Below are 25,337 nucleotides of genomic sequence, written 5' to 3'. Positions count from 1 at the left end.
GCTGCGGCACGACGGAGATGCGTGGGAGGTCATGCACACGGTCGACTCGCTGCCGGTGCGCCCGGTCGACGTCGCGATGGGCCACCACTGGACGAGCACTCAGCCGACGAGCCACTTCATGACCTCACTCATGTGTGTCGCGCACGGCGTCGACTCGGACGGCACCGCGCTCATCGCGGCCCTGACCGAGCACGCCGTCACCATCCGGCGTCCCGGACGGCCGACCGAGCACCGAGCCATCACCGCCGGGGACTTCGCGACCCTGCCCGAGCTCGTCGACAGCCTCGGGGCGAACCTCACCCCCGCGGAGGGAGCGGCGCTCGTCGACGTCGTCCGTCGGCTGCGCACGTCCGGGGGGTGAACCCCTAGCCGGCCTCGACTCCTGCGGTCTGCACCGCAGGTGTGCGGACGGCATACGGACGGGTTTCTTCGCGGTCCTGGAAGGCGAGGATCGCCTCGTTGCGGATCTCGCCGTCCTGGATCTCGATGGCCCGCTCGATCGTCGTCTCGCCGGCCCAGGCGTCCGGCCCGGACAGGACGGTGCGCAGGTGCGGCAGGAGCGCCTCGCTGTTGACCCAGGTCGCCGAGTTCCACAGGTAGGACGGGGTGTGGTCGACGGCGTAGTAGGTCATGTTGTCGCCGACGACGAAGGTCGGGTCCTCGAAGCTCGTCGGCCGAGCCCAGCTGAAGCCCATGCCCTCGTCACAGGACACGTCGACGATGAGGCTGCCCGGACGGAACTTGTCGAGGTCCTCCTCCTGGAGGAAGGTCCACGGGGAGGCCGTGTCCTGCAGGACGCAGTTGACGACGATGTCGTTGTCGGCGAGGTAGGACGCGAGGGGGATGCGCCCGTCGTTGGTGACGGCCACCGTCCTGGACGGGTCCTCGTCGTCGTGGTCGAGATGCACGATCTGCACCGAGTGGATCGGTGAGGCGACGGCGGCGACCTTGCGGCTCGTGAGGACTCGGACGTCGTCGATGCCCTGCGCGCTCAGGGCGGTCACCGCGCCACGGGCGGTCGCTCCGAAGCCGATGACGACCGCGCGGAGCCGGCGTCCATAGGTGCCGGTCGTGCCGGAGAGGGCGAGGGCGTGCAGCACCGAGCTGTAGCCCGCGAGCTCGTTGTTGAGGTGGAAGACGTGGAGCAGGAAGCTTGCCGTCACGCGCCCAGTGGTTCATGGCCTCGAAGGCGATGAGGGTGAGCCTCCTGTCGATGGCCTCCTGGGTGAGGTGCGTGTCCTGGACACAGTGCGGCCACCCCCAGACGACCTGCCCGTCGCGCAGCTCCGCGAGGTCCTCGGCCTGCACCTTGGGCTGGAGGATGATGTCGCACTCGGCAATGAGCTGCGAACGCGTGCGCACCCCACCGAGCTGGCTCGACAGCGTCTCGTCGGAGACGCCGAAGGGCAGCCCATAGCCCTCCTCGACGAAGATCTGGGCCCGCAGCTCGGGGTCGATCCGGTCGACGTGGGTCGGGTGGATCGGCAGCCGGCGCTCGTTCTCCTTGCGGGAGTGAGCCATGACGCCGAGCGTCAGCAGTGGGGTGGAGCTGGTCTCAGCGCTTCTTGCCATGCAGCGTCGTCTCGATCCCGGTTGACTCTTGGCCCTTGGCCCTCTTGTCGGCCCGCTTCTCCTTGATGGACTTGCCGGACTTCTTGGAGAGGGCGTGGCGCGGTGACTTGTCGGACATGATGAGTCCCTTGATGGGGAGACCCGAAGGGTCCCGCTGCTTCCGGAGCGTACGCTCTCTCCTTCGCTGGGGCGCGCGTGCGGGGCTCCGCGCCGCGCCCCAAGCCGTCGAGAGGGAAGAGGCAGGCCGTGACAGGTGAGACCGTGAGAGCCCTGGACCGCAAGCTGGCCACGATCGCGGCGGGTGGCTACACCCCCGACGACTTCATCATCGCCGATGCCAAGGATGCCGACATGGCGTTCGGGGCGGCCGCTGCGGGAGCAGCCGGAACGGCCGTGGGCCAGGGTCCACCACGGCTGCGCTCGCGCCAGGAGTACCTCGACGCGATGTCCGCCCTGGTGCGGGAGGAGCGGGTCGACATCATGCTGACCTCAGCCTCCAACGGCGAGCAGCTCGTGCAAGAGGGCGTGCTGGCAGGCTCACGGGTGACGCTGGCTGTGCGCGCCAACGACACCACCGACATCTGGAACCAGCGAGGCGGGGACTACCCCGAGCACCCCTCACGGCCGTTCCGCTCGGCCGACCTGCAGGCGGTCCGTGGCCTCTGTGACCTCGTCTTGTACTCGGTCACCTTCAACAACGACCGCGACCTCGACCTGGCGACCCTCGAGGCGTACGCCCGGTTCCGGGACGATGCCCGCACCGCTGGCCTGCGTCACTTCCTCGAGGTCTTCAACCCGAACGCCCCTATGGGCCTGTCCGCGCCCGACGTGGGGACCTTCGTCAACGACAGCATCGTGCGGACCCTGGCGGGCTTGACCAGCGCCGAGAGGCCGCTGTTCCTCAAGATGGCGTTCAACGGGCCGGCCGCCCTTGAGGAGCTCGTCAGCTGGGACCCCGCCCTCGTGGTGGGCGTCCTGGGTGGGTCCGCCGGCACGACGCGGGACACGTTCGAGCTGCTGCAGCAGGCGGAGCGCCATGGTGCACGAGTCTCGCTCTTCGGGCGCAAGATCCAGCAGGCCGAGTCGCAGGGCGACCTGGTGCGGCTGATGCGCTCGGTGCTGCGCGGAGACCTGAGCCCCGCGCAGGCAGTGCGCGAGTACCACGACGCGTTGCACACACTGGGTCTGCAGCCACGGCGCAGCCTGGACGAGGACCTCCTCGTCACCGAGCCCGTGCTCGAGCAGGGCTGAGGCGGCGGTGTCCAGGTCCGGGGTGCTGTGCGTCGGCTCCACCATCGTGGACGTGGCCAAGGTCATCGACCACTACCCCGAGCAGGAGCGACTGACGCTCATCCGGGACGTCTCGTTGAGCACTGGTGGGCCAGCGCTCAACCTGGCGGTGGATCTGCGTCGGCTCCACGCGCCGTTCCCGCTCGGGCTGGTGGGCGTGGTCGGCGACGACGAGCACGGTCGGCTGGTGCGCGAGGCCTGCGGGGAGCTCGACATCGACGCGAGCGCGCTGCGGACGGCACCGGGTGTGGCCACCTCGTTCACCGACGCGATGGTGGTCCGTGACGGCGGCAGTCGCACGTTCTTCCACCACCAGGGAGCCAACGCCCTGCTCGGGGTCGAGGACGTCGATATCGCCAGGTCCGGCGCCAAGATCCTGCACGTGGGCGCACCCGGGCTGCACCCGCGGTTGGACGCACCCGCCGACGACGGCGGCAACCACTGGGCCACCCTGCTGCGGGCGGCCCAGTCAGTGGGCCTGCTCACGACCATGGAGCTCGTCTCGCTGCCGGCCGAGCAGATACGTGAGGTGGCCCTGCCGTGCCTGCCTCACCTGGACTACCTGGTGATCAACGAGATCGAGGCCGCCGCCCTCACCGGGGTGTCGATCGAGCCCCTCGACGCGGACGGTCAGCTCGACTGGTCCACCTACGAGTCGATCGCGAGCCGACTCGTCGAGGTCGGCGTCTCGCGGCTGGCGGTCGTGCACTTCCCGGCCGGATGCGTGGGCGCCGCTCCCGGAGGACTCCTCTGGCGACGGGGATCGGTGCACCTGCCTCGCTCGTCGGTCCGCAACGCGACGGGAGCCGGTGATGCCTTCGCCGCGGGAGTGGTCTACGGGCTGCACGAGGAGCTGCCGGTGGACCAGTGTCTGCGGCTCGGCGTCTGCGCCGCCGCAGCGAGCCTGCAGGGCGCTGGGACGTCGGACGGCGTGCTGCCCGTGGCCGAGTGCCTCGCTCTGGGGGACAAGCACGGCTTCCGAGCCACCTCCTGACCCACCCCGCCCAGCCGGCCCGAGCGGGGTGGGCTCGGAGCTCAGTAGGCCTGCATCCCGGTCCCCTTGCGGGTCGTCGCGGTGAGGAACGCGTGCCAGTGCGACTGCGACGTCGTCAGCGTGCCGCCCTTGCCGATGCGAGCGAGCACCTCGTTGGAGTGCTGGGTCGTCTCCGCGCCGTAGACGCCGTCGATCCCGGTGCCCTTGGCCCACACGTAGTTGAGCATCGCCTGGATCGAGTAGGTCTGGGTGCCGCTCTTGGAGAGCACCGACAGGCCCGCCCCCGAGCGGGAGTTGTCGACGTGGAAGTGGTTGTGGTGGGCGGTGTTGTAGAGGTAGGTCAGCGTGTGCTCGAAGTGCAGGTGCAGGCTGGCCGCGGCCGCCCAGTACTGCACGCGCACGCCGGTGAGCTCGGTCCCGGTCCATGCCTTCCACGTGTCGTAGCGCGCCGAGAAGTGCCGGGTGCTGCCCGTCCAGGCGCTCGCGATGTCGAACGCGCGACCGTAGTTGTGCAGCGAGACGCACCCGTCGCCCCGGTCGACGTAGGCGCCGTAGGAGTCGATGCGATCCATCGCCGGGTAGGGCGTGTTCGCGTCCCAGAAGCTCTGCCACACCTTGAGCCGCGAGTGCATCGTCGTGTTGAACCGGAAGCTCGCCGCAGCGCTCGTGGGCTCGTAGGCGAGTGCTGCCGAGTTGATCGTGTTCTGGTAGGGCATCGTCGTCTCGGTGACGCACGCGGCCGCGAGCGACCCTGCGGCCGAACGCCTTTCGTCACCCACCGGCCCGGTCCCGCGTGGCGTGGCGTATGCCGGCGTGGCAGCGACCGCTGCGAAACCGGCGGCCGTAAGCCCACCGAGGTTGAGGACGGCGCGACGGTCGATGGGGCGTCGGGGCTGCTGGGGGATGGTCTGCTCGCTCACGTCTGGCTCCTGACAGGGGGTGCTGGGACGGACGCTTTCAGGCTAGGGCGGCGGTGGAGTTCCTGCCACATATGGGCGGCGATCAGCCGATCAGTGGGAGAAAGTCACGCGCAGGACCACGACAGGCCTCTGTCACCGTCCAGCCCGTGAGGTTCCCACCCAATTCCCCCGTTTCTCACGGGCGCGCGCAGCCGGGGCCCCGTGGGATTCGGGGGAATTGGGTGGCAAACCCGCGGGTCAGGTGCGGGGGGTGGTCTGGCTGATGTGAGTGGCCAGGGCGGTGCGGAGACGGGCGGCCTTGCGCGTGCGGAGCAGGCCGACGAGCTCCTCGTGCTCGCGGGCCAGGCCGAGCATGTGCTTGCGCGTCGTCGCCTCGCCCAGCCGGCCGAGCCGGACGAAGGCGCCCAGCTGACCGAGCATCCGCGACAGGGTCGGCATGCGGGCTACCCCGGCCAAGGCCAGGTGGAACTCCTCGTCGAGGCGCAGGAACGTCTCTGCCTCGCCGGCGTCGGCGGCGCGGCGCTGCTTGAGGAGCAGCAGCTCCAGCCGGTCGAGGTCGTCCTCGTCGCGCACCTCGCAGGCTGTCGCGGCAGCGGCCCCCTCGAGGGCGACGCGCAGGGTCGTGATCTCACGGCGGTGCTCCGGCGAGACGTCGACGACGAGCAGCTGTCGGCGTGGCCCGGTCCGGAGGAGTCCGTCGCTCTGGAGGCGGCGCAGCGCTTCGCGCACGGGAGTGCGTGACACCGAGTGCTGCGCAGCCAGGGCGACCTCGTCCAGCAATGCCCCCGGTGCCAGGGCGCCGGACATGATGTCGGCGAGGACCGCCCCATGCACGCGATCGGCCTTGGTCGAGGTTCCGGAGGGCACGGGCGCAGACCCTACTTCGCGAAGATCTGCGACTCGTCGGCGAACGCCTTGAACTCCATCGCGTTCCCGGAGGGGTCGTGGAAGAACATCGTCCACTGCTCGCCCGGCTGACCCTCGAACCGCAGGTAGGGCTCGATGACGAACGTCGCACCGGCTGCCTTCATCTTCTCGGAGAGGTCGTGGAAGTCCTCGACCGAGAGGACCGCGCCGAAGTGCGGCACGGGCACCTCGTGCGAGTCGACGTGGTTGTGCCCGGCCGGGCCGGGGTGGACGGCCACCTCGTGGGTCACGACCTGGTGGCCGTAGAAGTTCCAGTCGATCCACTGCTCCGCGGACCGACCCTCCGACAGGCCGAGGACCCCTCCATAGAACTTCCGCGCAGCGGCGACGTCGTCGACGGGGATGGCGAGGTGGAAACACGGGCGAGCAGTCACGGCATACTCCTGGGTTGATGTGTGCAAGTGAACCAAATGTATACATATGACGCGTTTGGCGCAAGAGCGGCGCGTCGGAGGGTGGCAGGACTGCGTCACCGGGTGATGAGCACGCGCAGGCCTTCCCGGACCCCGCCCTTGTGCGTGGAGAGGTCGCAGGCCAAGGTTGGTGCAAGCAGCCCACCCCGACCAAGGAGTCCTCATGGCAGGAACGACCCGCACCGCCTCGAACCACTGGGAGGGTGACCTCTTCAGCGGCAACGGCCAGGTCACGCTCGAGTCATCCGGCATCGGCACGTTCGACGTCAACTGGCCCTCGCGCGCCGAGGAGGCGAACGGGAAGACGAGTCCCGAGGAGCTCATCGCCGCCGCGCACTCGTCGTGCTTCAACATGGCCTTCTCCAACGGCCTCGCCCAGGCCGGCACCGCGCCGACCACGCTCGACACGACCGCGGCCGTGACCTTCGTGCCCGGGACCGGCATCACCGGCATCGCCCTCAAGGTCGTCGGCGCCGTGCCGGGGATGTCCGCCGAGGACTTCCAGGCCGCGGCCGAGGACGCCAAGGCCAACTGCCCGGTGAGCCAGGCCCTCAGCGCCGTCCCCATCACGCTCGAGGCCACGCTCTCCGAGTGACCCCACGCCCGCGCGTCGAACGGCTCGGACTCGCCCTCATCAAGGGCACCCGCCACATCGACCGCGACGAGATCGAGCTCGACGAGCATGGCCCCGTCGGCGACCGCACCTGGTGCCTCGTCGACGGGGCCACTCGACGTGTCGTGCGGACCGTTGAGAACCCGTCCCTCCTGCAGCTCGTCGCCCGAGACCTCGGCGACCGGTTGGCCCTTACGACGCCAGACGGGCGCACGACGGAAGCGACGGCGAAGGACGCCGCGGACGGCATACACGTCGCTGACTACTGGGGTCGCGGTGCGCGAATCCGGTTGCAGGACACCGCACTCAACGCTGTCTTCTCCACACACGTCGGGCGGGAGGTGGCCTTGGCGCGCGCCGAACGTGGCGACGTCGTCTATGCCGACCCGATCTCGATCGTCGCCACCGGCGCGCTGCGCCGCCTCTCAGAGGCGATGACAAGCAAGGGGTATGCCGTGCCGCCGGCTCTCGATGTCCGCTTCCGGGCGACGGTGACCATGGACGCAGACGAGGACCCGGCTCCCGGCGACCGGTTGCAGCTGGGCGAGGCGGTCATCGAGGTCGGCGAAGCGCTGGCGCGGTGTGCCGTCATCGATCTGGATCCCGTCACGGGAGAACGCAATGCACGCCTGCTGGAACAGGTCCGGAGTCCCGATGGGCGACTGCTCTTCGGGTGGGGCGCCCGCGTCGTCACGCCGGGAAAGGTCGTGCTGGCCTGAGCCTGCCCTAGGACGCTTGCTCAGCGACCTGCTGGGCGACTTCGAGGGCTGCCCGGCGAGCAGCCCGGCTGGCACCGATGGTGCTCGCCGACGGGCCGTAGCCGATGAGGTGGACCCGAGAGTCACGGACAGCGGTGGTGGCAGCCTGGACGTTGCCCGGCACGCGCTCCAGGGGAATCCCGCCACGGGGGCCTCGCAAGCTCAGTGGCTCCAGATGGTCCACGGCAGAACGGAATCCGGTCGCCCAGAGGATGACGTCCGCGCTCTCGACCGTTCCATCCGCCCACTGCGCGCCATGAGCGAGGAGGCGCTCGAACATCGGCCGCGGGTCGTCATAGGCGCCGAGCCGCAGCGCCTCCTGCTCCTGCTCGCGCAGCATGAGCCCGGTCGCACCAGCCACGCTCGTCGGTGGCAGCCCGGCCACGACGCGCTTCTCGACCTCGGTGACGATCTGCAGACCGGTCTGCGGCCCGAACTCCTCGGTGCGCCACCGGGGAGGGCGGCGGGTCACCCAGACGAGGTGGGCGACGGGGGCCAGCTCGCCGATGAACTGGACGGCTGAGGCACCCGCACCGACGACGAGGATGCGCCTGCCGCGCAGCTGGTCGAGGCCGGGGTAGGTCGCGGTGTGGAACTGCTCGCCCCGGAAGTCCTCGACCCCGGGGTAGCGCGGCCAGTTCGGCCGGCCCCACGTGCCCGTGGCGTTGACCAGCGTGCGGGTCCACCATTCGCGCTCTCCGGCGTGGACGACGAGCAGGTCGCCATCGCTCGTGACCTCAGTGACGTCGACCGGCCGGACGACGCGCAGTCCGTGCCGCTGCTCGTAGTCCGCGAAGTAGGTCGGGATGGCGACGTTCGCCCTCAGGCCGGAGCGGCCGGGTGCGGCTTCGCCGGGGAGGTCGGCGACGCCGTGGACGTCGTGCATCGAGAGCGAGTCCCAACGGTGCTGCCACGCCCCTCCGGCTCGCGGGTTGGAGTCCAGGACGAGGTGGTCGACGCCGCGCTGGGTCAGGAAGTAGGACGCGGCCAGTCCGCCCTGGCCAGCGCCGATCACGATCGAGTCCCACACCTCCACGTCGTGGTCAACGCGACTGCATGTCTTCGTATGCCGTCCGCTCACCTCCGTCACATATGAGGACGCGCGCTCAGTTGCTCCTTCGTCGCAAACGCCCGCATCCTCATATGTGACTCGGTCTGCCGCCCGGCTCACCTTGCCGCCCACCCAACTCTTGTCAGAGGCCGTGGGTAGCGTCGTGTCAGCGGGGTTGTGAGCCGCCCCGACGTCGGCCACGCCTTAGCGAATTCGACTGTGCCAGTGTGGAATTCACCTGAGGAGTCGGGCCAACCGGCTTGACAAACGAACACTTGTTCGAGGACAATGGTGGGTATGAACGAGGCCCACGTAACCGACATCGCGCGGCTGCGTGCGGTGTTGGAGGGTGCCCGGGAGGTGCTCGCGTCCGATGGCCCCGGGGCGGGCCCGTTGGGGGAGGTGCTGGCCCGGTTGAGTGGCCCGGAGCTGGCGGAGTTCATGGGGTTGTTGGATGACGTGAAGGCTCGGGCGGGGGCGGCGCAGGTGCGGGTGGTCGCGGAGGCGGCGCACCGGGGGGAGTTCACCTCGGCCCGGCGTGGGGTGGGGTCGGTGCACTCCTGGGTGCGCGAGCACGCGCCGTCGTTGTGCCAGGGGGGCGCGGGGCAGGTGGCGCAGCTCGCGCAGGAGGTGGCGTGCTCGGTCCGGGGCGGGCTCTGGTCCACGGCCGGTCCGGGGGCGGGGGCGTACGCGGACCCGGAGCGGGCCGAGGGCGTGGTGTGGGCGCGTGTGGTCACCGGGGAGGTGGGTGCGGGGTTGGCGTTGACGGCGTTGAAGGAGATGGCCAAGCTGTCCGACCACCTCCTCCCGGGCGCGGTGCCGACGGTGGCGGGCGCGGTCCTGGACCATGGTGTGCGGTGGGGGTGCGCGGAGGCGCGGCGGTTGCGGCCGCACCTGTTGGCGATGTTCGGGGTCGAGGGCGAGTTCGATGATGCGCAGGGCAGGTTGCGGAAGGCGGCGTACCTGACCTCACCACGGGTCAACGACGCCGACATCACCGAGTACCGGCTCGGGTTGACCCCGGCACAGGCGGCGACGTTGGAGGCGGTGGTCGGGCCGCTGTCGCAGCCGGCCCCGAACGACGTCACGGGGGAGCGGGACACCCGTCCGGCGGAGCAGCGTCGCGCGGAAGCGTTGGCTGCGGTCTGTGGCCGGGTCGCGGGCGAGGACGGCGCGAACACCACTCCTGGTGGGGCGTCGACGACGTTGCACGTGAGGATGACGTTGCAGGACCTGCTCAAGAAGCTCCGCTCCCAGAACGCAGACAGCGGCGACAACCCCGACACACACACCAACACGAACAGCAACACGAACGGCAACACCAACAGCAACACGAACAGCGACACCGACGCCGCCACTGGCACCGACTCTGCGGGCTCGATGACGGGTACGGGTGCTGGGTCTGGTGGCGGGTGTGGCCGGGTGATGGTGTCCAGGGCACAGGCCACGATGCTGTCCCCGGCGGTGGTGCGGCAGCTCGCGTGCGACGCCGATGTCATCCCGGTGGTGCTGGGTGCCGAGGGTGAGGTCCTTGACCTGGGCCGGGCGGTGCGGCTCTTCACCCGGGCTCAGCGTCGCGCGTTGTGGCACCGCGACGGTGGGTGCACCTACCCCGGCTGTGACGTCCCGGCCGGGTGGGCCAAGGCACACCACCTGATCCACTGGGTCGACGGCGGCCCCTCGGACCTGGCCAACGCGGCGCTGCTCTGTCAGCGGCACCACACCCAGGTCCACGACCAACGCCTCACCGCCACGGTGCACCCACCCGACGAATACGGGTTATCCGTGAGCTGGGACCTGACGCCCGGCTCCTACGACCGGGACCTGCCCGCGCGCCTGACCGCGATCCGGCGCGCCCGAGCGAAGAACCATCCCGCCGCGCACCCGGGCGCATTCGAACGGACCCGCCTCGACACCGGACCACCCGACCCCTGGACCCACGAACCACCCGCACACCTCATCGCCCACTGGGTCGACCAGTGGATGGCCGAGCACCAAGCAGACGGCTGGGACCTCACCGCCTGAGCTCGCTACCGACGGGCCCAGGCAGGTCGGTCATCTACTGGACCGCGCCGTGACCTGCGCGGTCTGACGGCACCAACGGGGAAGCCGCGGTGAGCTCGCGAAGGTGAGCGGACGGCATACCGGCGGGTGTGGTCACCTCGGCGGGATCGCCTGGTTCGACCGGGTGGGGCTGCGTCGGCCACGGATGGCAACGACGGCGACACGCGATCGCAACACTGCACGCTCCCTTCGGTCGAGACTGCCAACAGGGCTCGGACGCGTTGGGCAGGTGATGCCAATGAGGGGCACGCGGGCGACGCAACAGACTGCTCGGCACACCTGCGAGAGCCTCAGCCCCAGAGGCGCTCCGGCACCAGAGGACCTGCCATGACCCGATCGCGTTCCCCCTGACCACCCTGACCGCGCCGGGACGACTCAGTCGCCGCGCCGCCACCACCCTCGCCTTCGCCTCTGTCTCCGCCCTCGTGCTCGCCGGCTGTGGCGGCGGCGAGGAAGGGACCGACGGAGCCGATGGTGGTGACGGAGGCGATGGCAAGGCGGTCGTCGCCGCCATCTTCTCCGGGCCGACCAACGACGCCGACTACAACGCCGTGGGCCTGGCCGCCCTCAATGCCGCCAAGGCCGCCGGCGCCGAGGTCTCCTTCACCGAGAAGGTCGCCGTCCCCGACGTCGAGGCCCGCCTCACCGAGGCCGTCGGTGACGGCGCGACGGTGGTGTGGACCCACGGCTCCCAGTTCTACGACGCCACCGCCAAGGTCGCCAAGAACAACCCGGACGTCAACTTCATCGCGGAGTACGACGGCGTGCCCAAGGACCAGCCCGCCAACGTGTGGACCATCGACCGGCAGTTCCACCTCGGCTTCTACGGCATCGGCGTCCTCGCCTCCAAGCTCAGCAAGACCGGCACGGTCGGCTACGTCGGCGGCCTGTCGCTGCCCTTCTCGATGGCCGAGGTCCACGCCATGGAGCAGGCCGTCAAGGACTCGGGAGCATCGACCGCCATCAAGCCCGTGTGGACCGGTGACTTCAACGACGCGGCCAAGGCGCAGCAGTTCACCACCCAGCTCCTCGGGCAGGGCGCCGACGTCATCGTCGGGTCGCTCAACGTCGGCTCGACCGGCACCTTCCAGGCGTTCGAGGGCCGCGCGGCCGGCGATGGCTGGGTGACCGCGAAGTACACCGACAAGTCTGCAGCGGCTGGTGAGCACTACGCGGGCAGCGTCGTCTACGACTTCGAGAAGCCCCTCGCCGACGTGCTCGCCAAGATCAAGGCCGGTGAGGAGAAGGGCAACTACCCCCTCGGCTTCGACACCGGTGTGACGATCAAGCTCGCGGAGGGCGTCCCCGCCGATGCCAAGGCCGCGGTCGACAAGGCCATGGCGGACGTGAAGGCCGGGACGGTCAAGGTCGAGCTCAACACGGCGAAGATCGGCTGACCGTTGCTCCAGATGTCCGGCATTCGCAAGACCTTCGGGCCGGTCGTGGCTCTCGACGGGGTCGACTTCACCGTCGCCGACCGCGAGATCCACGGCCTGCTCGGCGGCAACGGCGCAGGCAAGACGACGCTCATGAACGTCCTCTACGGCCTCTATGCGCCCGACGCCGGGTCGATGGAGATCGACGGACGCCCCGTCACGATCGCCTCGCCCAAGGACGCGATCACGGCGGGCATCGGCATGGTCCACCAGAACTTCCTGCAGGTGGACGTCTTCACGGTGACCGAGAACATCGTCCTGGGCACGGACTCCGCCAACCTCAAGGCAGCCGACGGGTCCGCCCAGACCCCGGCCCAACGGATCGCCGAGCTGTCCGAGCGGTTCGGCCTCACCGTCGACCCGAGCGCCCGCGTCGCCGACCTGCCCGTCGGGGTGCGGCAGCGCGTCGAGATCCTCAAGGCGCTCTATCGCGGAGCCAAGATCCTCGTGCTCGACGAGCCGACGACCAACCTCACCCCGCAGGAGGTCGACGACCTGTTCTCGTCGATGCGGGCCATCGTCGACGACGGCATGTCGGTCGTCCTCATCACCCACAAGATCCGGGAGACGATGGAGGTCTGTGACCGGATGACGGTCATGCGCGACGGTCGGTGGATCGCGACCGTCGACAAGACCGAGACCAGCGCCGACGATCTCGCGGCCACGATGATCGGCGAGGTCGCGGGCAGTGACGCGGATGCAGCCGCCCTGGCCCGGGCCGCCCAGGTCGCTCTCGGCGAGGAAGAGCTTGGTGAGGCGTCCTTGGGGGTCTCGTCCGAGGGTGCTGCCGCGGACGCGGTGACCAGTTCCCCTGCCCGGGTCATCGTCCGCGGCCTCACCGTCGCCGGGAGCGGAGGGAAGCCCCTCGTCGACGACGTCTCGCTCTCGCTTCGCGCCGGTGAGATCCTCGGCATCGCCGGGGTCGCCGGCAACGGACAGGGTGAGCTCGCCGAGGCCCTGACCGGAATCCGTTCTGCCACAGGATCGCTCACCGTCGACGACGTCGAGCTCGTCGGCCGTCCCACCGCGACCTGGCTGCGCAGTGGCGTGGTCTACGTCCCCGAGGACCGGCAGCGCGACGGCATACTCCCCGGCGCCGGGATCACCGAGAATCTCGTCCTGGGCTCGCACCGCACCCGGTCGAAGGCCGGCCTCATCAACTGGCGCACCGCTCGCGCCGAGGCGGTCGCGGCGATCAAGGAGTTCAACGTCAAGACGCCCAGCGCGGCGACCGCGTGCGGACAGCTCTCGGGCGGCAACATCCAGCGCGTCATCCTCGCGCGAGCCTTTGCCCACGACCCCAAGCTCCTGCTGCTGCACAACCCCACTCGCGGTCTCGACATCCGCTCCACCCAGTTCGTCTATGACCGGGTGCGACGGGCAGCCGCGGGGGGATGCGTCGTCATCGTCATCTCCGAGGACCTCGACGAGGTCCTCGCGCTGTCCGACCGCGTGACCGTGGCCTACTCGGGCCAGCTCGTCGGCGAGTTCGCGCGCGGTGAGGCTAACCCCTACGACCTCGGCCGACTCATGACAGGGGTGGGCGCGTGAGCACCGACGTCACCGACCGCGACGACACCTCCGAGGTGACCGAGGTCGCTGTCGCTCCGCCGCTCGCCCAACGAGCCAGAACCATCGCGTATGCCGCCGTCCCCTACGTCATTGCCGTGCTCGCTGCGTTCGTGGTCGTGGGAGTGCTCATCGCGCTCCTGGGGCACGACCCGGCCAAGGCGTTCCGGGCGGTGCTCACCAACTCGTTCCGCAACGAGACCGGCATGGTCCAGACGCTGCACAAGTGGGCGCCCCTGACCCTGCTCTCGCTCGCGTTCGCCATCCCGCTCGGCGCCGGACGCTTCAACATCGGTGGCGAGGGACAGATGATCCTAGGCTCGGTGGGGGCGGCGGCTGTCGGCATCACGATGTCGGACCTGCCGCTCGTCGTCCTGCTCCCGCTCGTCATCGTGGCCGGGGTCCTCGCGGGAGCCGTGTGGGCGGCCATCTCGGCCTGGCTCATGGAGTCGTTCCACATCAACGAGATCCTCTCGACGGTGCTGCTCAACTTCGTGTCGTTCGAGGTGCTCGACTACATCGCGTCGGTCGTCTGGTCCGACCCGGGTGCCGGCGGCGCCGTGACCCTGCCCGTCGGCGAGGGGGCCGTGCTCCCCGGCATCGGGCGCCCGCCCATGCACACGGGCGTGCTCATCGTCGTGCTCGTCTCCGTCGTCGCGGCCGTCATGGCCAAGCGCAGCGTCGCGGGCTTCGAGCTGCGGGCGGTCGGTCTCAACGAGCGCGCGTCCAAGCTCCACGGCATCCGCACCGGCCGAGTCGCGGTGACGTCGATGGTCGTGGCCGGCGCCCTCGCCGGTCTCGCCGGCGCGATCGAGGTCGCCGGGGTCCATCAGCGCACCCTCGAGGGCATCCAGTCCAACTTCCTCCTGCTCGGCATCATCATCGGACTCATCGCGCGCGGCTCCCTCACGGCCGTCCCGTTCGTCGCGTTCGGCATCGCGGTTCTCGAGGTCGGTGCCGGGTCGATGCAGCGCGTCTCCGGTGCACCGGTCGAGATCGTCCTCATCCTCGAGGGGCTCATCCTGCTGTTCCTGCTCATGTCCGATGTCGCGACCGAACGCCTGCGCCGAGCCCGGGCCAGTCGCTCGGCCCGCCGGGCCATGGCTGACGCCGGTCCCACCGCGACGACTGGAGCGGCAGCATGACCGAGTTCCTCACCCTCACCATCACAGCGATGGTCCCCTTCCTCTTCGTCGCGCAGGGCACGATGCTCAGCGGACGGGCGGGCGTCTTCAACGTGGCCCAGGAGGGCCTCATGCTCCTCGGCGCGGCCGTGGGCTACGTCGTCTCGCTCAAGGCGGGCGGCAACCTCGTCGGCCTCGTGGTCGCTGCCCTCGCGGGAGCGGCCGTCGGGTTCGTCCTCTCGTGGGCCACAACCTCCCTGCGACTCGACCAGTTCGTCGTCGGGCTGGCGCTCTTCTTCCTCGCGGGCGGCGCCGCGTCCCTGCTCTACCGCGTCGTCATCGGCAACGACGAGCCGCCGCGGATCGCCCCGCTGCCGGACCTGGTCCTTGGTCAGGACGCCCTTGTCTTCGTGGCGATCGGGCTGTCGGTCTTCCTCTGGTGGTGGCTCTACAAGACCGACGCCGGTATGCGGCTTCGTTCCGTCGGTGAGAACCCCAAGGCTGCCGACTCGCTCGGCATCAACGTCAACCGCACTCGCATGTGGGCCGGCACGGTCGGTGCCGCCCTCATGGCCGTCGGCGGCGCCTACCTGCCGATGGTGTTCTCCGGGGTGTACGCCGACGGCATCGTCGCCGGTCGCGGCTGGCTCGCCATCGCCCTGGCCTTCTTCGGGGGCTGGCGACCACAGTTCATCCTCGCCGGGGCGGCCTTCTTCGCCGGCATGGAGGTGCTGGCCCAACGCGCCCAGGTCGGCGGCATCGGCATCCCGCACCAGTTCGTCGCGATGCTGCCCTACGTCGCCACCCTGCTCGTCATGGGCTTCGCCTTCCGCTGGGCCCTCGTGCCCCAGTTCCTGGGCAAGAACTACGACCGCGAGTCCCGGATCGTCGGCTGACCCGGCTGACCCCGGCCGGGCGGACTCCTCCTCAGGGTGGATGGCCTTCCGACCCGGGGTGGATCCCACTGCGGTGGCACCACGGCAACGTGGTCGGCGGGCACCAGCCCTCCTCGCACACCAGCGGGGTAGCAGCCGACACAGGGGAGCTCGATCATGCGCCGCACGGCCAGCCAGCGGACCAGCGTCCACCACCTCAGCGTCCACTGCACCACCCGAGCGACAGGTCTCGCCGTCGCCACGCTCACCACCGCTCTCGTCGCCACGACCGCTGCGACGGCGGAGGCCGCGCCGGGGTCTCCCGACGCGAAGGGTCAGTCGAACGCGAAGGTGAGCGGACGGCATACGGACACCCAGGACGCCCTCTCACTGCAACGCGCCCTCACGAAGGGGACCGAGAGCGCGGGCGCGCGCAAGAGGCCATCCGAGGCGGCTGGGCTGCAGGCCCAGCTCGACACCCTCGTCGCCGATGGTGCCGTCGCAGTCACTGCACGCGTGGACAGCCCGACGATCGACTGGGCCGGCGCCTCCGGGGTCCGCGACCACGGCACCCAGCGCAAGGCCAAGCCGCAGGACCGCTTCCGTGTTGCGAGCAACACCAAGATGATGATCGCGACGCTGGTGATGCAGGAGGTCGAGCGCGGCACGTGGACCCTGGACTCCCGCGCCAACGACATCGTCCCCGGCCTGTTCCCCGGCCACGACGTCACCATCGAGCAGCTCCTCAGCCACCTGTCCGGTGCACCCGATGCCCTCGGCAACCTCGTCGCGAGCCGGATGACCGACGTGACCTCCTGGCCGCAGTTCTTCCGCGCGATCGGGGCGGACTACACCGACGCCGAGTTCATCGCCATGGCCAACTTCCTCCCGTGGATCGAGCCGGGCACGCGCTGGAGCTACTCGAACGCGGGCTACGTCGCGTTGGGCGTCATGCTCCAGAGGGTGACCGGTTCCGACGTGGCGTCGCTGCTCGAGAAGCGGGTCTTCGCGCCGGCACGGATGCGACACACGACGTATGCCGTGAAGCCGGGGACGCCGGGTCCCTTCCTCGTGGGTTCCGGTTTCACCTCGGCGGGGACCTTCTCGACGGCCAACTTCAACCCGCGGCTCTTCTCGTCGGCCGGCGCGGTCGTGTCGACGACCGAGGACCTCAACCGGTTCACCGATGCCCTGCTGGACGGACGGCTCGTCAGCAAGGAGACGGTCAACGAGATGACGACGGCTCGGGCCACCAGCCCTCTCGGCTACGGACTCGGCCTCATGCGGCTGCAGGATCCGTGCACACCCTCGGGTGCGGCGCCGCGATACCTCTACGGTCACAACGGCGGCGCCTACGGGACGGTGTCGTGGGCGCTGACGAGCAGTGACGGGACCCGCCAGGTGAGTGTCGGGGTCACGGGCCGCTACTACAGCGACACCGACCCAACGCAGGCGCAGCCGTTCGACCTCGATGCGACGCTGGTGTCGTTGATCCGGGCTACCTGCTGACGCCTGGTCGCGATCAGTCGCGCGTGGGCAGGCGCTCGTCCAGCCACGCGAGCACGTCGGCGGTGACCTCGTCACGGTTGGTCTCGTTGAGCAGCTCGTGGCGAGCCTCGGGATAGATCGTCGTGGTGACGTCCGCGACGCCGGCCTGGCGGTACTTGTGGCCGACCTCGCGCGGACCCTTGCCGTCGTCGCCCACGGGGTCGAGCTCGCCCGACATCAGGAGGATGGGCAGGTCCCGGGGGACGGAGGCGAACGCACCTCTGCTGTTGACCTGCTGGACCCCACCGAGCAGGTCTGCATAGAAGGCGGCAGTGAACACGTTGCCGCACAGCGCGTCTGCGACGTACTTGTCGACCTCGGCCTCGTCCCGCGACAGCCAGTCGAAGTCGGTGCGGTTGGGCTTGAACCGCGTGTTGTACTGGCCGAAGGTCAACGTGTTCATGAGGCCCGACGGGTGGCGTCGCCCACGGAGCCGAGCCTGGACGGCAGCCAGCCGCTTGCCGACGGAGGCCAGGGGCCCGGGGTCGCCCGCGGTGCCGCTGAGGACGAGGGCCGCCAGTCGCGCGCCGTGCTGGCCGGCATACGCGCGGCTGAGGAAGGACCCCATGCTGTGCCCGAAGAGGACGAGCGGCACGCCGGGGTGCTCGGCCTGGGCGAACTCGCTCACCGAGCTCAGGTCGCTGACGGCCGTCATGAACCCGTCACGGTCGGCGAAGTAGCCGTGGTCGGCGGTCGATGCCGTCTGGCCGTGACCGCGGTGGTCGTTGGCGTAGACCGCGTAGCCGGCGCCCGTCAGTGCCACGGCGAAGCGCTCGTAGCGCGCCGCGTGCTCGGCCATCCCGTGCACGAGCTGCACGACGCCGCGTGGCGGCCCGTCCGGCAGCCACCGGTGGGCGTGCAGCGGGGTGCCGTCCTGGGCGCTGACGGCCAGGGTGCTCGACTCCATTGAAGGCTCCTGTGAGTGAGGCGGGTTCGCGGGGCCGACGCTACCCGTCGGTTCTGGTCGCAGGGCCGGGATGTGAGGAGTCCGGCCGTCAGGCGAGACGCGTGAGGTCGGGCCACGACTCGCTCCACGGGCGCAGGAGCCCGGTGCACACGGTGACCGGGGCGCCGTCCTCCTCGTTGTCGACGCCAAAGGGTGACTCGAGCCGGGCAGTGGGCGTGCACGTCTCGAAGGTCGCCGCCAGCTCGGCCCGGGGCCAGAACCCGATGACGATCGCCGTCGTCGCCACGGGGGAAGGTGGCCCCCACTCCGCGTAGCCGTTGTGCCCGGAGTAGGCCGGCGGCAGCACATCGCGATCCGCATCGCTCTGGCGTCGCGCCAGGCTGATCGCCCCTGCCTCGCCGTAGTTGCGGGCGAGGACGATGGCGTTGTCACGGTCCGGGAGCGCTCGGCTCACCTCGCGGATCGTGTCGACGTATGCCGGCCAGCCCACCGTCTCGGCCGTGTCCGGGTTGACCGCGGCCGCCACTTCGAAGACCGGCGAGCCCGGCGGAGCGAGAGGCAGCGAGAAGAACGCGGTCGGGACGGACATGACACCGAGGGCCACGGCGGCAAGGCGGGTGCGGTGGCGCGCGTCGAGCCAGTCGAGGGTGGGGATGACTCCGGCTGCCAGGACAGCGGGGAAGAGGCCGGCCGGGTAGTAGGCCTTGCCACCGGAGACGACGACGAAGGCGAGGAACACGGCATACGCGATCGTCAGCCACCGAAGGTCCGGCCGCCTCCAGAGGTGGACCAGTCCGACCACGAAGGGGATCGAGACGAACGGCCCCACCATGAGGAACGACAACGGGATGACGGTGGCGCGCTCGGCCGACGAGGTCGACCCGCCGGCAGCGACACTCGCCGCGACCTCTCGCATCGGCCAGCCGTGGGACGCCTGCCAGAGGAGGAACGGTGCTGCCAGGAGCACTGCGAGGGCGGCGGCCAACCACGGACCGGGTGCGAGTAGGGCCCGACGTTGCCCAGTGACCACGATGCCGACGGCGCAGGCCGCGAGCACCGTGAAGACGAGCATCTTGACCTCGGCCGTGATGCCCGCGGCGAGTCCGACGAGGAGCCAGGAGGAGAGTCGCGGGTTCTGGAGGGCGCGGAGGAGCAGCCAGATCGTGGTAGCCGTGCCGAGCAGGTCGAACGTCGTCGTCGAGAACAGGTGTCCGGTGCCGGGGACGATCGAGGTGACGGCCGTGACGACGGCGGCCGCGACCTGGTGACGGTTGCTGCCCCCGAGCTCGCGGCAGGTGAGTGACGCGATGACCGTCGTGAGCGCGGCGGCGACGGCCGGGAGGATGCGGAAGGCCCACAGGTGCCCGCCGACGACGGTGTGCCAGGCCGCGGCGAGGATCGGGACGAGGACCGGCTGGTCGGGTTGCCCGGGCGCGAGGTGATGCCCGGCCTCGATGAAGTAGAGCTCGTCGCGGTGGTAGCCGTAGCGGCCGCTCACGGCGACGAGGACCACGCCCAGCACCAGGGCCGTGACGCACGAACCTCGCGGGACTGTCACCAGCTCATGCTGGCAGGTCCCGTGGTCCCGTACTCACCCAATTGGACGGTTGGGGACGCGGAGATGCAGGTATGCCGTCCGCGCGAGGTCCCACGCTCTGCGTGGGCCTGCACGGACGGCATACCGAAGGGTTGTTGCTGGGGTCAGCCGCGGTAGCCGCGTGACTGCGACGAGAAGGTCGCCGCGCCGCCACCACTGCGACCACCGGACGAGCCGCCGGAGCGACGGGGCCCGCCGGACCGCTGACCGCCGCCTGCGCCCTGGCCGCCACCGGTGGACGAGCCGCCGCGTGCCGCGCCGGAGCGAGGGCCGCCGGAGCGAGGGGCGCCGGAGCGAGGGCCGCCGGTGCGAGGGGCGCCGGAGCGACCTCCGCCGCGAGGGCCGCCGGAGCGCTGACCGCCACCGCCGCCACTCCGCTGACCGCTGCCCTGGGTGGAGGCGCCGGGGACGATGAACGCGCCCGGGAAGGTGCGCTCGCCCGGAGCCAGCTCGGTGAGCAGCGGGTGCGTGGCGTTGACCTTGGTCGTGGTCGGCTTGATGCCGGCCTTGCGGGTGAGGTCGCGGACGTCGCGGATCTGGTCGTCCATCATCAGCGTGACCACGGTGCCCGAGTTGCCCGCGCGAGCGGTGCGACCGGAGCGGTGCAGGTAGGCCTTGTGCTCGACCGGCGGGTCGGCGTGGATGACGAGGCTGACGTCGTCGACGTGGATGCCACGGGCGGCGATGTCGGTCGCGACGAGCGTGTGCGCCGTGCCGGCGTGGAACGCGTCCATGGTGCGGGTGCGGGCGTTCTGGCTGAGGTTGCCGTGCAGCTCGACCGCGGGGATGCCCTCGGCGTTGAGCTGGCGGGCGATCTTCTTGGCGCGGTGCTTGGTGCGGGTGAAGACCACCTTGCGGCCGGGCGCGGCGACGAGGTCGACGAGCACCTGCAGGTGACCGTCGGACGTGACGTGGAGGACGTGGTGGCTCATCGTCGAGATGGGCGACTGGGCCGAGTCGGCCTCGTGCGTCACCGGCGAGGAGAGGTAGCGCTTGACGAGGGTGTTGACCCCCGCGTCGAGCGTGGCCGAGAAGAGCATGCGCTGGCCCTGGCTCGGGGTCCGGTCGAGGATGCGCTTGACGACCGGGAGGAAGCCGAGGTCGGCCATGTGGTCGGCCTCGTCGAGGATCGTGATCTCGACGGCGTCGAGGTTGACGTGACCCTGGTTCATGAGGTCCTCGAGGCGACCCGGGCAAGCGACGACGACGTCGACACCGCGGGAGATCGCGGAGACCTGCGGACCCTGGCCGACGCCACCGAAGACCGTCTTGGACGTGATGCCCAGCGGCTTGGCCAGCGGGGCGAGGGCCTCGTCGATCTGGGTGGCGAGCTCACGGGTCGGCGCGAGGATCAGCGCACGAGGGCGCTTCGGCTGGCGACGACGCCCGCCCTCGGCCGCGAGCCGCGCCAGCATCGGCAGGAGGAACGCATAGGTCTTGCCCGAGCCGGTGCGGCCACGTCCGAGGACGTCGCGCCCGGCGAGGCTGTCGGGGAGGGTTGCGGCCTGGATCGGCGTGGGCGACAGGATGTCGCGCTCGGCGAGGACGCGGACCAGGGCCTCGGGGACGCCGAGACGGCCGAATCCGGCGGTGTCGTCGGAAGCGTTCAGGCCCGAGTTCTGGGCAGGGGTGTTGCGGGTGTCAGTGGACACGAAGGAAGACTCCAGAGAGTTCTGATGCAGTCGGTTCTGCCCGGCGCGTTCCGAGTCACGACGAGGGGATCAACATCAGTGTTGTCATCGTCGATCTCTGACGTCGCGGCGCATCGGCATCGACAGTGAGAAAGGAGAAGCAGATCCGAGGCAGAACAGTGCGGACCGCTGAGACGACTCTAGTGCCTCGGCGCAGGATCTCTTGCATCGCCATGGCCGACCACGGTGCGGAACCCGGCGCGAGGCATGGTGACGTTGACCATAGGATTGCGCCGTGGCAATGAGGCTGGTGGCGGGTGTTGACGTCGGGGGGACGCGCGTCAAGTCGATGCTGTGCGACTTTGACGGCTCAGTTGTGTTGTCCCACACCGCTTCCACGCCCGAGCGTCCCGGCGACGGCATCGTCGACGTCATCACCGACACGGTGTCCACCCTCCTCGAGCTGGCGCGAGCCGACGGAGTGGACGGATCCCTCACCGCCATGGGCGCGGTCGTGCCGGGACTCGTCGACGAAGCCACAGGTTCGGCGACGTGGTCGGCCAACCTCGGGTGGCGTGACCTGCCGCTGCGACAACGACTCCAGGACCGCTTCGACGTTCCGGTGGCCATGGGGCACGACGTCAGGGCGGGTCTGCTCGCAGAGTTCCACCTCGGCGCCGCGATGGGGGCACCGGATGCCCTCTTCGTCCCGCTGGGCACCGGTATCGCGAGCGCCCTTCTCGCATCCGGCCGTGTCGTGGCCGGGTCGGAGTGGACCGGCGAGATCGGCCACGTCATCGTCGAGCCCGACGGGCCGCTGTGCGGCTGTGGCCGTCATGGCTGCCTCGAGGCCGTCGCCAGCGCCGCGGCCCTGGGGCGGGCCTGGCGCGAAGCTCGGGCGCGACGGTGACGCCGAGACCCTGAGCCGCGCCGTCAATGCCGGTGACCCCGAGGCCATCCGCATCTGGCAGGGCGCGATCGACGCCCTCGTCCGGGTCATCGGTCCGGTGTGTGCGGCAGCCGGAACTCGCCTCGTCCTCATCGGCGGCGGCCTTGCGCTGTCCGGTGCGACCTTGCTGGACCCGTTGCGCGACAGGCTGGTCCACGCCATCGGCCATGAACGTGTCACCGTCACCCAGGCCGCCCTCGGCGACCGGGCCGGTGCCCTCGGAGCAACCCTTCTCGCCATGGAGGCGGCCACGTGATCTTCACCCTGACCCCCAACCCGGCCATCGACATCACGTATGCCGTGCCGAGACTTCACGTCGGAGAGAGCCACCGCGTCTCGGTCACCGGCACCCATGCCGGGGGCAAGGGCCTCAACGTGGCCGGGGTGCTGGCCTGCATGAGTGTCGAGCACGTGGCCATCGCGCCCGTGGGCGAACGCCATCGCGAGTTCTTCGCCGAGGACGCCGCCCAGCGCGGTGTGCGCCTGCGGGTCGTCGACTCGCCGGTGACCACGCGGCGCTCGGTGGCCGTCTTCGGGGCCGACGGGCTCGCCACCGTCCTCAACGAGCAAGGGGCCTCCCAGCCCCAGCAGGTCTGGGACGAGCTGACTGCGACGGTGCGCAGCAGCTGCCGCCCGGGCGACGTCCTCACGATCTCGGGCAGCCTGCCGCCGTCCACTCCGGACGCCGCGATCGTGGCGCTGTGCACCGCAGCTGCCGGAGCCGGGGCCGAGCTCGTCGTCGACGGTCGGGGCCGTTGGGTGAGCGAGGTCCTGGCCGCGACACCGGCCTTCGTGAAGCCGAACGCCTCGGAGGCCGCGTCCATGACCGGCATCGACGACCCGACCGAGGCGGCGCACGCCCTGGTCGCCGAGGGAGCCTGGGCGGCACTGGTCTCACGCGGCGCCGACGGGCTCATCCTCGTGACGGCGACCGGGCGGGTCATCGAGGCCCGTCCCCGCACCCCCGAGGCGGGCAACGCGACGGGGGCCGGCGACGCCCTCACCGCCGCCATCTCGGCCGGGCTCGACGGCACGCCGCGCGACGAGGTCGACTGGCCCGAGGTGCTGCGCGTCGGCGTTGCGTGGTCGGCAGCAGCCGTGCGTCAGACCGTCGCGGGTGTCATCGACCGCGCCGACGTCGAGAGCCTGCTCGGGGACGTCGACATCACCGAACACTGACCCCCGGGGGGTTTGCCACCCAATTCCCCCGAATCTCACCGACATGCCGGTGACATTCGGGGGAATTGGGTGAGAAACGCACGGTGGGGCTTTGGGGCCGGCGCACCAGGGCTTGAGGCTCAGGGACGGGTGAGTGCCAGGAGGCGGAGGAGGCGCTCGGCCTCATCGGCGACGGCGTCGCGGGCCGCGCCGAGGTACTTGCGGGTGTCCACCGTCGCTGACTGCTCGAGCCGGGCCACCATCGCCTCGGTCCACACCTGGTTGAGGTGGGTCGCGATGTTGACCTTGGTCATGCCGGCAGCGACGGCCGACACGAGCCCGTCGTCGGGCACCCCGCTCGACCCGTGCAGCACGAGAGGGACCGGCACCTGCGCCGCGATGGCGGCGATGAGGTCGGTGTCGAGGACGGCGACACGCTCGGTCATCGCGTGCGAGGAGCCCACGGCGACAGCGAGTGCGTCCACGCCGGTGTCGGCCACGAACCTCGCGGCATCGCCCGGGTCGGTCCGCACTCCGGGGGCGTGAACCCCGTCCTTGCCGCCGACCTCCCCGAGCTCGGCCTCGACACTGATGCCGGCTGCGTGGCACTGCTGCACGATGCGACGCGTCGTCTCGCGGTTGGCGTCGTCCGAGAAGCTTGGACCCGTCGAACATCACCGACGTGAGCCCCAGCCGCACCGCCTCGTCGACGAGGGCGACGTCCTCGGCGTGGTCGAGGTGCACCACGACCGGCTGTGAGCAGGCCTGCGCGATCGCCAGGGTCGCGGCCGCGATGGGCGCCAGCGAACCGTGGTAGCGCACGCAGTTCTCACTGATCTGCATGACGACAGGCAGCGAGGAGCGTTCTGCCGCAACGGCATACGCCTCGGCATGTTCGATCTGGATGACGTTGAAGGCGGCGAGGGCCCGGCCGGCGACCCGCGCCTCCGCCAGGAGTGGAGTCAGTGGGGAGAGGGTCATCAGCCGACGGCGGCCGCGTCTTCGAGGATGATCGACCGGGTGAGGTTGCGCGGCTCGTCGGGGTTGATCCCGGCGGCGAGAGCACGCGTGAGGCAGAAGCGGTGGAGGCGCACGAGTTCGGCCATCGGGTCGATGTCACGGTGCTCGAAGTGCCCGCCGGTCGCGCGGACCTGCTCGGCGAGTCCCTCGGGCACGTCACCGATCGCCCAGGTCGCCCGCCCCGGTGCCGCGATGCTGATCGGGCCGTGACGGTACTCCATCGCCGGGTAGGCCTCGGCCCAGAACTGCACGGACTCGCGGAGCTTGAGGGCGGCCTCGTTGGCGAGCCCGTTGGTCCAGCCGCGCCCGAGGAAGCTCACCTGCTCGACGTCGAGAAGACCGGCGTATGCCGTGTCGTCCGGCTCGGCGAGCACGTCGCGTGCGTCGCTGATCGCCTGGTCGAGCGACTCGCCGAGAGAGGCGCGGAGCAGCGCGAGCACGGTCGTCGCGAAGCGGGTCTGCACGACCGACTGCTCGTCGACCTCGGGGAGGAGGATCGTCGACTCCGCAGCCTCGGCCACGGCGGTGCCTGCGGTGGCGACGAGGGCGACGTGCGGCGTGCCGGCCGCCTTGAGCTCCTCGACGACCTCGATGACCTCGGTGGTCGTGCCCGAGCGGGTGATGACGACGACCCGGTCGTAGCCGCGCGCCAGCTGGTGCTCGCTCGCCGCGAACGCGTCGGTGACGCCCTGTCCCAGGGACTCGCGCAGGCCGGCATACGCCTGACCCATGAACCACGACGTGCCGCACCCGATGGTCGCGACACGCTCACCCGCCCGGGGCAGCACACCGGCCACCTCGGGCAGTCGCGCGACCACCGCGGCCCAGTTGTCGGGTTGGGTGGCGATCTCCTGCTCGAGAAACGTCATGGAATGTCCTCACGTCAGATAGGGGTGCGCGAAACTGCTTGAGTCCTAGCCT

General features: G+C 70.4%; 23 protein-coding genes and 2 pseudogenes. 14 read left to right on the top strand and 11 right to left on the bottom strand.

Features of this window, described 5'->3' with window-relative positions:
• The first annotated feature begins 31 nt into the window (after positions 1–31).
• A complete protein-coding gene (locus tag ACZZ98_RS07830) occupies positions 32–361 on the top strand; it encodes a hypothetical protein (RefSeq protein ID WP_463517824.1) in 330 nt (109 codons plus the stop codon).
• Between the two features lie 4 nt (positions 362–365).
• On the opposite strand, the pseudogene ACZZ98_RS07825 reads toward ACZZ98_RS07830, so the two are convergent.
• Together ACZZ98_RS07825 and ACZZ98_RS07820 are read right to left on the bottom strand one after the other, a co-directional pair.
• Positions 366–1,521, bottom strand: a pseudogene (locus ACZZ98_RS07825) (N(5)-(carboxyethyl)ornithine synthase).
• A 34-nt stretch (positions 1,522–1,555) separates the two neighbouring features.
• Entirely contained in the window at positions 1,556–1,690 is a 135-nt protein-coding gene (locus ACZZ98_RS07820; protein ID WP_463515706.1) for a hypothetical protein, read from the bottom strand.
• A 128-nt stretch (positions 1,691–1,818) separates the two neighbouring features.
• On the opposite strand from ACZZ98_RS07820, the gene ACZZ98_RS07815 reads away from it, so the two are divergent.
• Positions 1,819–2,823 carry a hypothetical protein gene (locus ACZZ98_RS07815; RefSeq protein WP_463515705.1) on the top strand — a complete coding sequence of 335 codons (1,005 nt, stop codon included), beginning with the start codon at positions 1,819–1,821 and terminating at the stop codon, positions 2,821–2,823.
• Positions 2,824–2,830: 7 nt separating this feature from the next.
• Positions 2,831–3,856 (top strand): carbohydrate kinase family protein, encoded by a 1,026-nt coding sequence (locus ACZZ98_RS07810; protein ID WP_463515704.1) that lies wholly within the window; start codon positions 2,831–2,833, stop codon positions 3,854–3,856.
• Between the two features lie 41 nt (positions 3,857–3,897).
• On the opposite strand, the gene ACZZ98_RS07805 is transcribed toward ACZZ98_RS07810, so the two are convergent.
• The 3 genes from ACZZ98_RS07805 to ACZZ98_RS07795 form a co-directional block, all read right to left on the bottom strand.
• Positions 3,898–4,776 carry a hypothetical protein gene (locus tag ACZZ98_RS07805; RefSeq protein WP_463515703.1) on the bottom strand — a complete coding sequence of 293 codons (879 nt, stop codon included), beginning with the start codon at positions 4,774–4,776 and terminating at the stop codon, positions 3,898–3,900.
• Positions 4,777–5,013: 237 nt separating this feature from the next.
• On the bottom strand, positions 5,014–5,643 hold the full coding sequence (locus ACZZ98_RS07800; protein ID WP_463515702.1) for a GntR family transcriptional regulator: 630 nt from the start codon (positions 5,641–5,643) through the stop codon (positions 5,014–5,016).
• Between the two features lie 11 nt (positions 5,644–5,654).
• Positions 5,655–6,077 carry a VOC family protein gene (locus tag ACZZ98_RS07795; RefSeq protein ID WP_463515701.1) on the bottom strand — a complete coding sequence of 141 codons (423 nt, stop codon included), beginning with the start codon at positions 6,075–6,077 and terminating at the stop codon, positions 5,655–5,657.
• 202 nt (positions 6,078–6,279) lie between these two features.
• Between ACZZ98_RS07795 and ACZZ98_RS07790 the strand changes: the two genes are divergently transcribed.
• Complete coding sequence (locus ACZZ98_RS07790) at positions 6,280–6,711, top strand: OsmC family protein (protein WP_463515700.1); 432 nt, start codon at positions 6,280–6,282, stop codon at positions 6,709–6,711.
• The gene (locus tag ACZZ98_RS07785) at positions 6,708–7,448 is read left to right on the top strand and encodes an MOSC domain-containing protein (RefSeq protein ID WP_463515699.1); all 741 of its coding nucleotides are present in this window, start codon (positions 6,708–6,710) and stop codon (positions 7,446–7,448) included. The genes ACZZ98_RS07790 and ACZZ98_RS07785 overlap by 4 nt, the downstream gene beginning before the upstream one ends.
• Positions 7,449–7,455: 7 nt before the next feature.
• On the opposite strand, the gene ACZZ98_RS07780 is transcribed toward ACZZ98_RS07785, so the two are convergent.
• Entirely contained in the window at positions 7,456–8,517 is a 1,062-nt protein-coding gene (locus ACZZ98_RS07780) for an NAD(P)-binding domain-containing protein (RefSeq protein ID WP_463515698.1), read from the bottom strand.
• Between the two features lie 318 nt (positions 8,518–8,835).
• On the opposite strand from ACZZ98_RS07780, the gene ACZZ98_RS07775 reads away from it, so the two are divergent.
• From ACZZ98_RS07775 to ACZZ98_RS07750, 6 genes are all read left to right on the top strand, one after another.
• Positions 8,836–10,563, top strand: a complete 1,728-nt coding sequence (locus ACZZ98_RS07775; RefSeq protein WP_463515697.1) for an HNH endonuclease signature motif containing protein — start codon at positions 8,836–8,838, stop codon at positions 10,561–10,563.
• Between the two features lie 464 nt (positions 10,564–11,027).
• Positions 11,028–11,999, top strand: a complete 972-nt coding sequence (locus ACZZ98_RS07770; protein ID WP_463515696.1) for a BMP family ABC transporter substrate-binding protein — start codon at positions 11,028–11,030, stop codon at positions 11,997–11,999.
• Positions 12,000–12,011: 12 nt separating this feature from the next.
• Positions 12,012–13,589: an ABC transporter ATP-binding protein gene (locus tag ACZZ98_RS07765; RefSeq protein ID WP_463515695.1), complete on the top strand. Its 1,578-nt coding sequence runs from the start codon at positions 12,012–12,014 to the stop codon at positions 13,587–13,589.
• Complete coding sequence (locus ACZZ98_RS07760) at positions 13,586–14,752, top strand: ABC transporter permease (RefSeq protein ID WP_463515694.1); 1,167 nt, start codon at positions 13,586–13,588, stop codon at positions 14,750–14,752. Before ACZZ98_RS07765 ends, ACZZ98_RS07760 begins: the two co-directional genes overlap by 4 nt.
• Positions 14,749–15,627: an ABC transporter permease gene (locus ACZZ98_RS07755; protein ID WP_463515693.1), complete on the top strand. Its 879-nt coding sequence runs from the start codon at positions 14,749–14,751 to the stop codon at positions 15,625–15,627. Before ACZZ98_RS07760 ends, ACZZ98_RS07755 begins: the two co-directional genes overlap by 4 nt.
• Positions 15,628–15,783: 156 nt before the next feature.
• Entirely contained in the window at positions 15,784–17,115 is a 1,332-nt protein-coding gene (locus ACZZ98_RS07750) for a serine hydrolase domain-containing protein (RefSeq protein WP_463515692.1), read from the top strand.
• 13 nt (positions 17,116–17,128) lie between these two features.
• Here ACZZ98_RS07750 and ACZZ98_RS07745 read toward each other — a convergent pair whose 3' ends face one another.
• The 3 genes from ACZZ98_RS07745 to ACZZ98_RS07735 form a co-directional block, all read right to left on the bottom strand.
• On the bottom strand, positions 17,129–18,061 hold the full coding sequence (locus ACZZ98_RS07745) for a lysophospholipase (protein ID WP_463515691.1): 933 nt from the start codon (positions 18,059–18,061) through the stop codon (positions 17,129–17,131).
• An 88-nt stretch (positions 18,062–18,149) separates the two neighbouring features.
• Positions 18,150–19,619, bottom strand: a complete 1,470-nt coding sequence (locus ACZZ98_RS07740; RefSeq protein WP_463515690.1) for a glycosyltransferase family 39 protein — start codon at positions 19,617–19,619, stop codon at positions 18,150–18,152.
• A 143-nt stretch (positions 19,620–19,762) separates the two neighbouring features.
• The gene (locus ACZZ98_RS07735; RefSeq protein WP_463515689.1) at positions 19,763–21,310 is read right to left on the bottom strand and encodes a DEAD/DEAH box helicase; all 1,548 of its coding nucleotides are present in this window, start codon (positions 21,308–21,310) and stop codon (positions 19,763–19,765) included.
• A gap of 280 nt (positions 21,311–21,590) precedes the next feature.
• On the opposite strand from ACZZ98_RS07735, the gene ACZZ98_RS07730 reads away from it, so the two are divergent.
• Genes ACZZ98_RS07730 through ACZZ98_RS07720 form a run of 3 tightly spaced genes read left to right on the top strand, consistent with a single transcriptional unit; the run spans position 21,591 to position 23,417 of the window.
• Complete coding sequence (locus ACZZ98_RS07730) at positions 21,591–22,199, top strand: ROK family protein (protein ID WP_463517745.1); 609 nt, start codon at positions 21,591–21,593, stop codon at positions 22,197–22,199.
• On the top strand, positions 22,126–22,494 hold the full coding sequence (locus ACZZ98_RS07725; RefSeq protein WP_463515688.1) for an ROK family protein: 369 nt from the start codon (positions 22,126–22,128) through the stop codon (positions 22,492–22,494). The genes ACZZ98_RS07730 and ACZZ98_RS07725 overlap by 74 nt, the downstream gene beginning before the upstream one ends.
• Positions 22,491–23,417: a 1-phosphofructokinase family hexose kinase gene (locus ACZZ98_RS07720; protein ID WP_463515687.1), complete on the top strand. Its 927-nt coding sequence runs from the start codon at positions 22,491–22,493 to the stop codon at positions 23,415–23,417. Before ACZZ98_RS07725 ends, ACZZ98_RS07720 begins: the two co-directional genes overlap by 4 nt.
• Before the next feature lie 119 nt (positions 23,418–23,536).
• On the opposite strand, the pseudogene ACZZ98_RS07715 reads toward ACZZ98_RS07720, so the two are convergent.
• Positions 23,537–24,377: pseudogene (locus tag ACZZ98_RS07715) on the bottom strand (class II fructose-bisphosphate aldolase).
• Positions 24,377–25,285 carry an SIS domain-containing protein gene (locus ACZZ98_RS07710; protein ID WP_463515686.1) on the bottom strand — a complete coding sequence of 303 codons (909 nt, stop codon included), beginning with the start codon at positions 25,283–25,285 and terminating at the stop codon, positions 24,377–24,379. Before ACZZ98_RS07710 ends, ACZZ98_RS07715 begins: the two are co-directional and overlap by 1 nt.
• Positions 25,286–25,337: the final 52 nt, after the last annotated feature.

The sequence above is a fragment of the Knoellia sp. AC549 genome, assembly GCF_979258975.1.
This window is presented reverse-complemented; position numbering and strand designations above follow the sequence as displayed.

Coding starts and splice junctions, on each gene's coding strand:
- ACZZ98_RS07765 (WP_463515695.1), top strand. CDS start 12,012: ATGTCCGGCATTCGCAAGACCTTCGGGCCGGTCGTGGCTCTCGACGGG.
- ACZZ98_RS07710 (WP_463515686.1), bottom strand. CDS start 25,285: ATGACGTTTCTCGAGCAGGAGATCGCCACCCAACCCGACAACTGGGCC.
- ACZZ98_RS07730 (WP_463517745.1), top strand. CDS start 21,591: ATGAGGCTGGTGGCGGGTGTTGACGTCGGGGGGACGCGCGTCAAGTCG.
- ACZZ98_RS07725 (WP_463515688.1), top strand. CDS start 22,126: ATGGCTGCCTCGAGGCCGTCGCCAGCGCCGCGGCCCTGGGGCGGGCCT.
- ACZZ98_RS07745 (WP_463515691.1), bottom strand. CDS start 18,061: ATGGAGTCGAGCACCCTGGCCGTCAGCGCCCAGGACGGCACCCCGCTG.
- ACZZ98_RS07750 (WP_463515692.1), top strand. CDS start 15,784: ATGCGCCGCACGGCCAGCCAGCGGACCAGCGTCCACCACCTCAGCGTC.
- ACZZ98_RS07755 (WP_463515693.1), top strand. CDS start 14,749: ATGACCGAGTTCCTCACCCTCACCATCACAGCGATGGTCCCCTTCCTC.
- ACZZ98_RS07820 (WP_463515706.1), bottom strand. CDS start 1,690: ATGTCCGACAAGTCACCGCGCCACGCCCTCTCCAAGAAGTCCGGCAAG.
- ACZZ98_RS07790 (WP_463515700.1), top strand. CDS start 6,280: ATGGCAGGAACGACCCGCACCGCCTCGAACCACTGGGAGGGTGACCTC.
- ACZZ98_RS07830 (WP_463517824.1), top strand. CDS start 32: ATGCACACGGTCGACTCGCTGCCGGTGCGCCCGGTCGACGTCGCGATG.
- ACZZ98_RS07775 (WP_463515697.1), top strand. CDS start 8,836: ATGAACGAGGCCCACGTAACCGACATCGCGCGGCTGCGTGCGGTGTTG.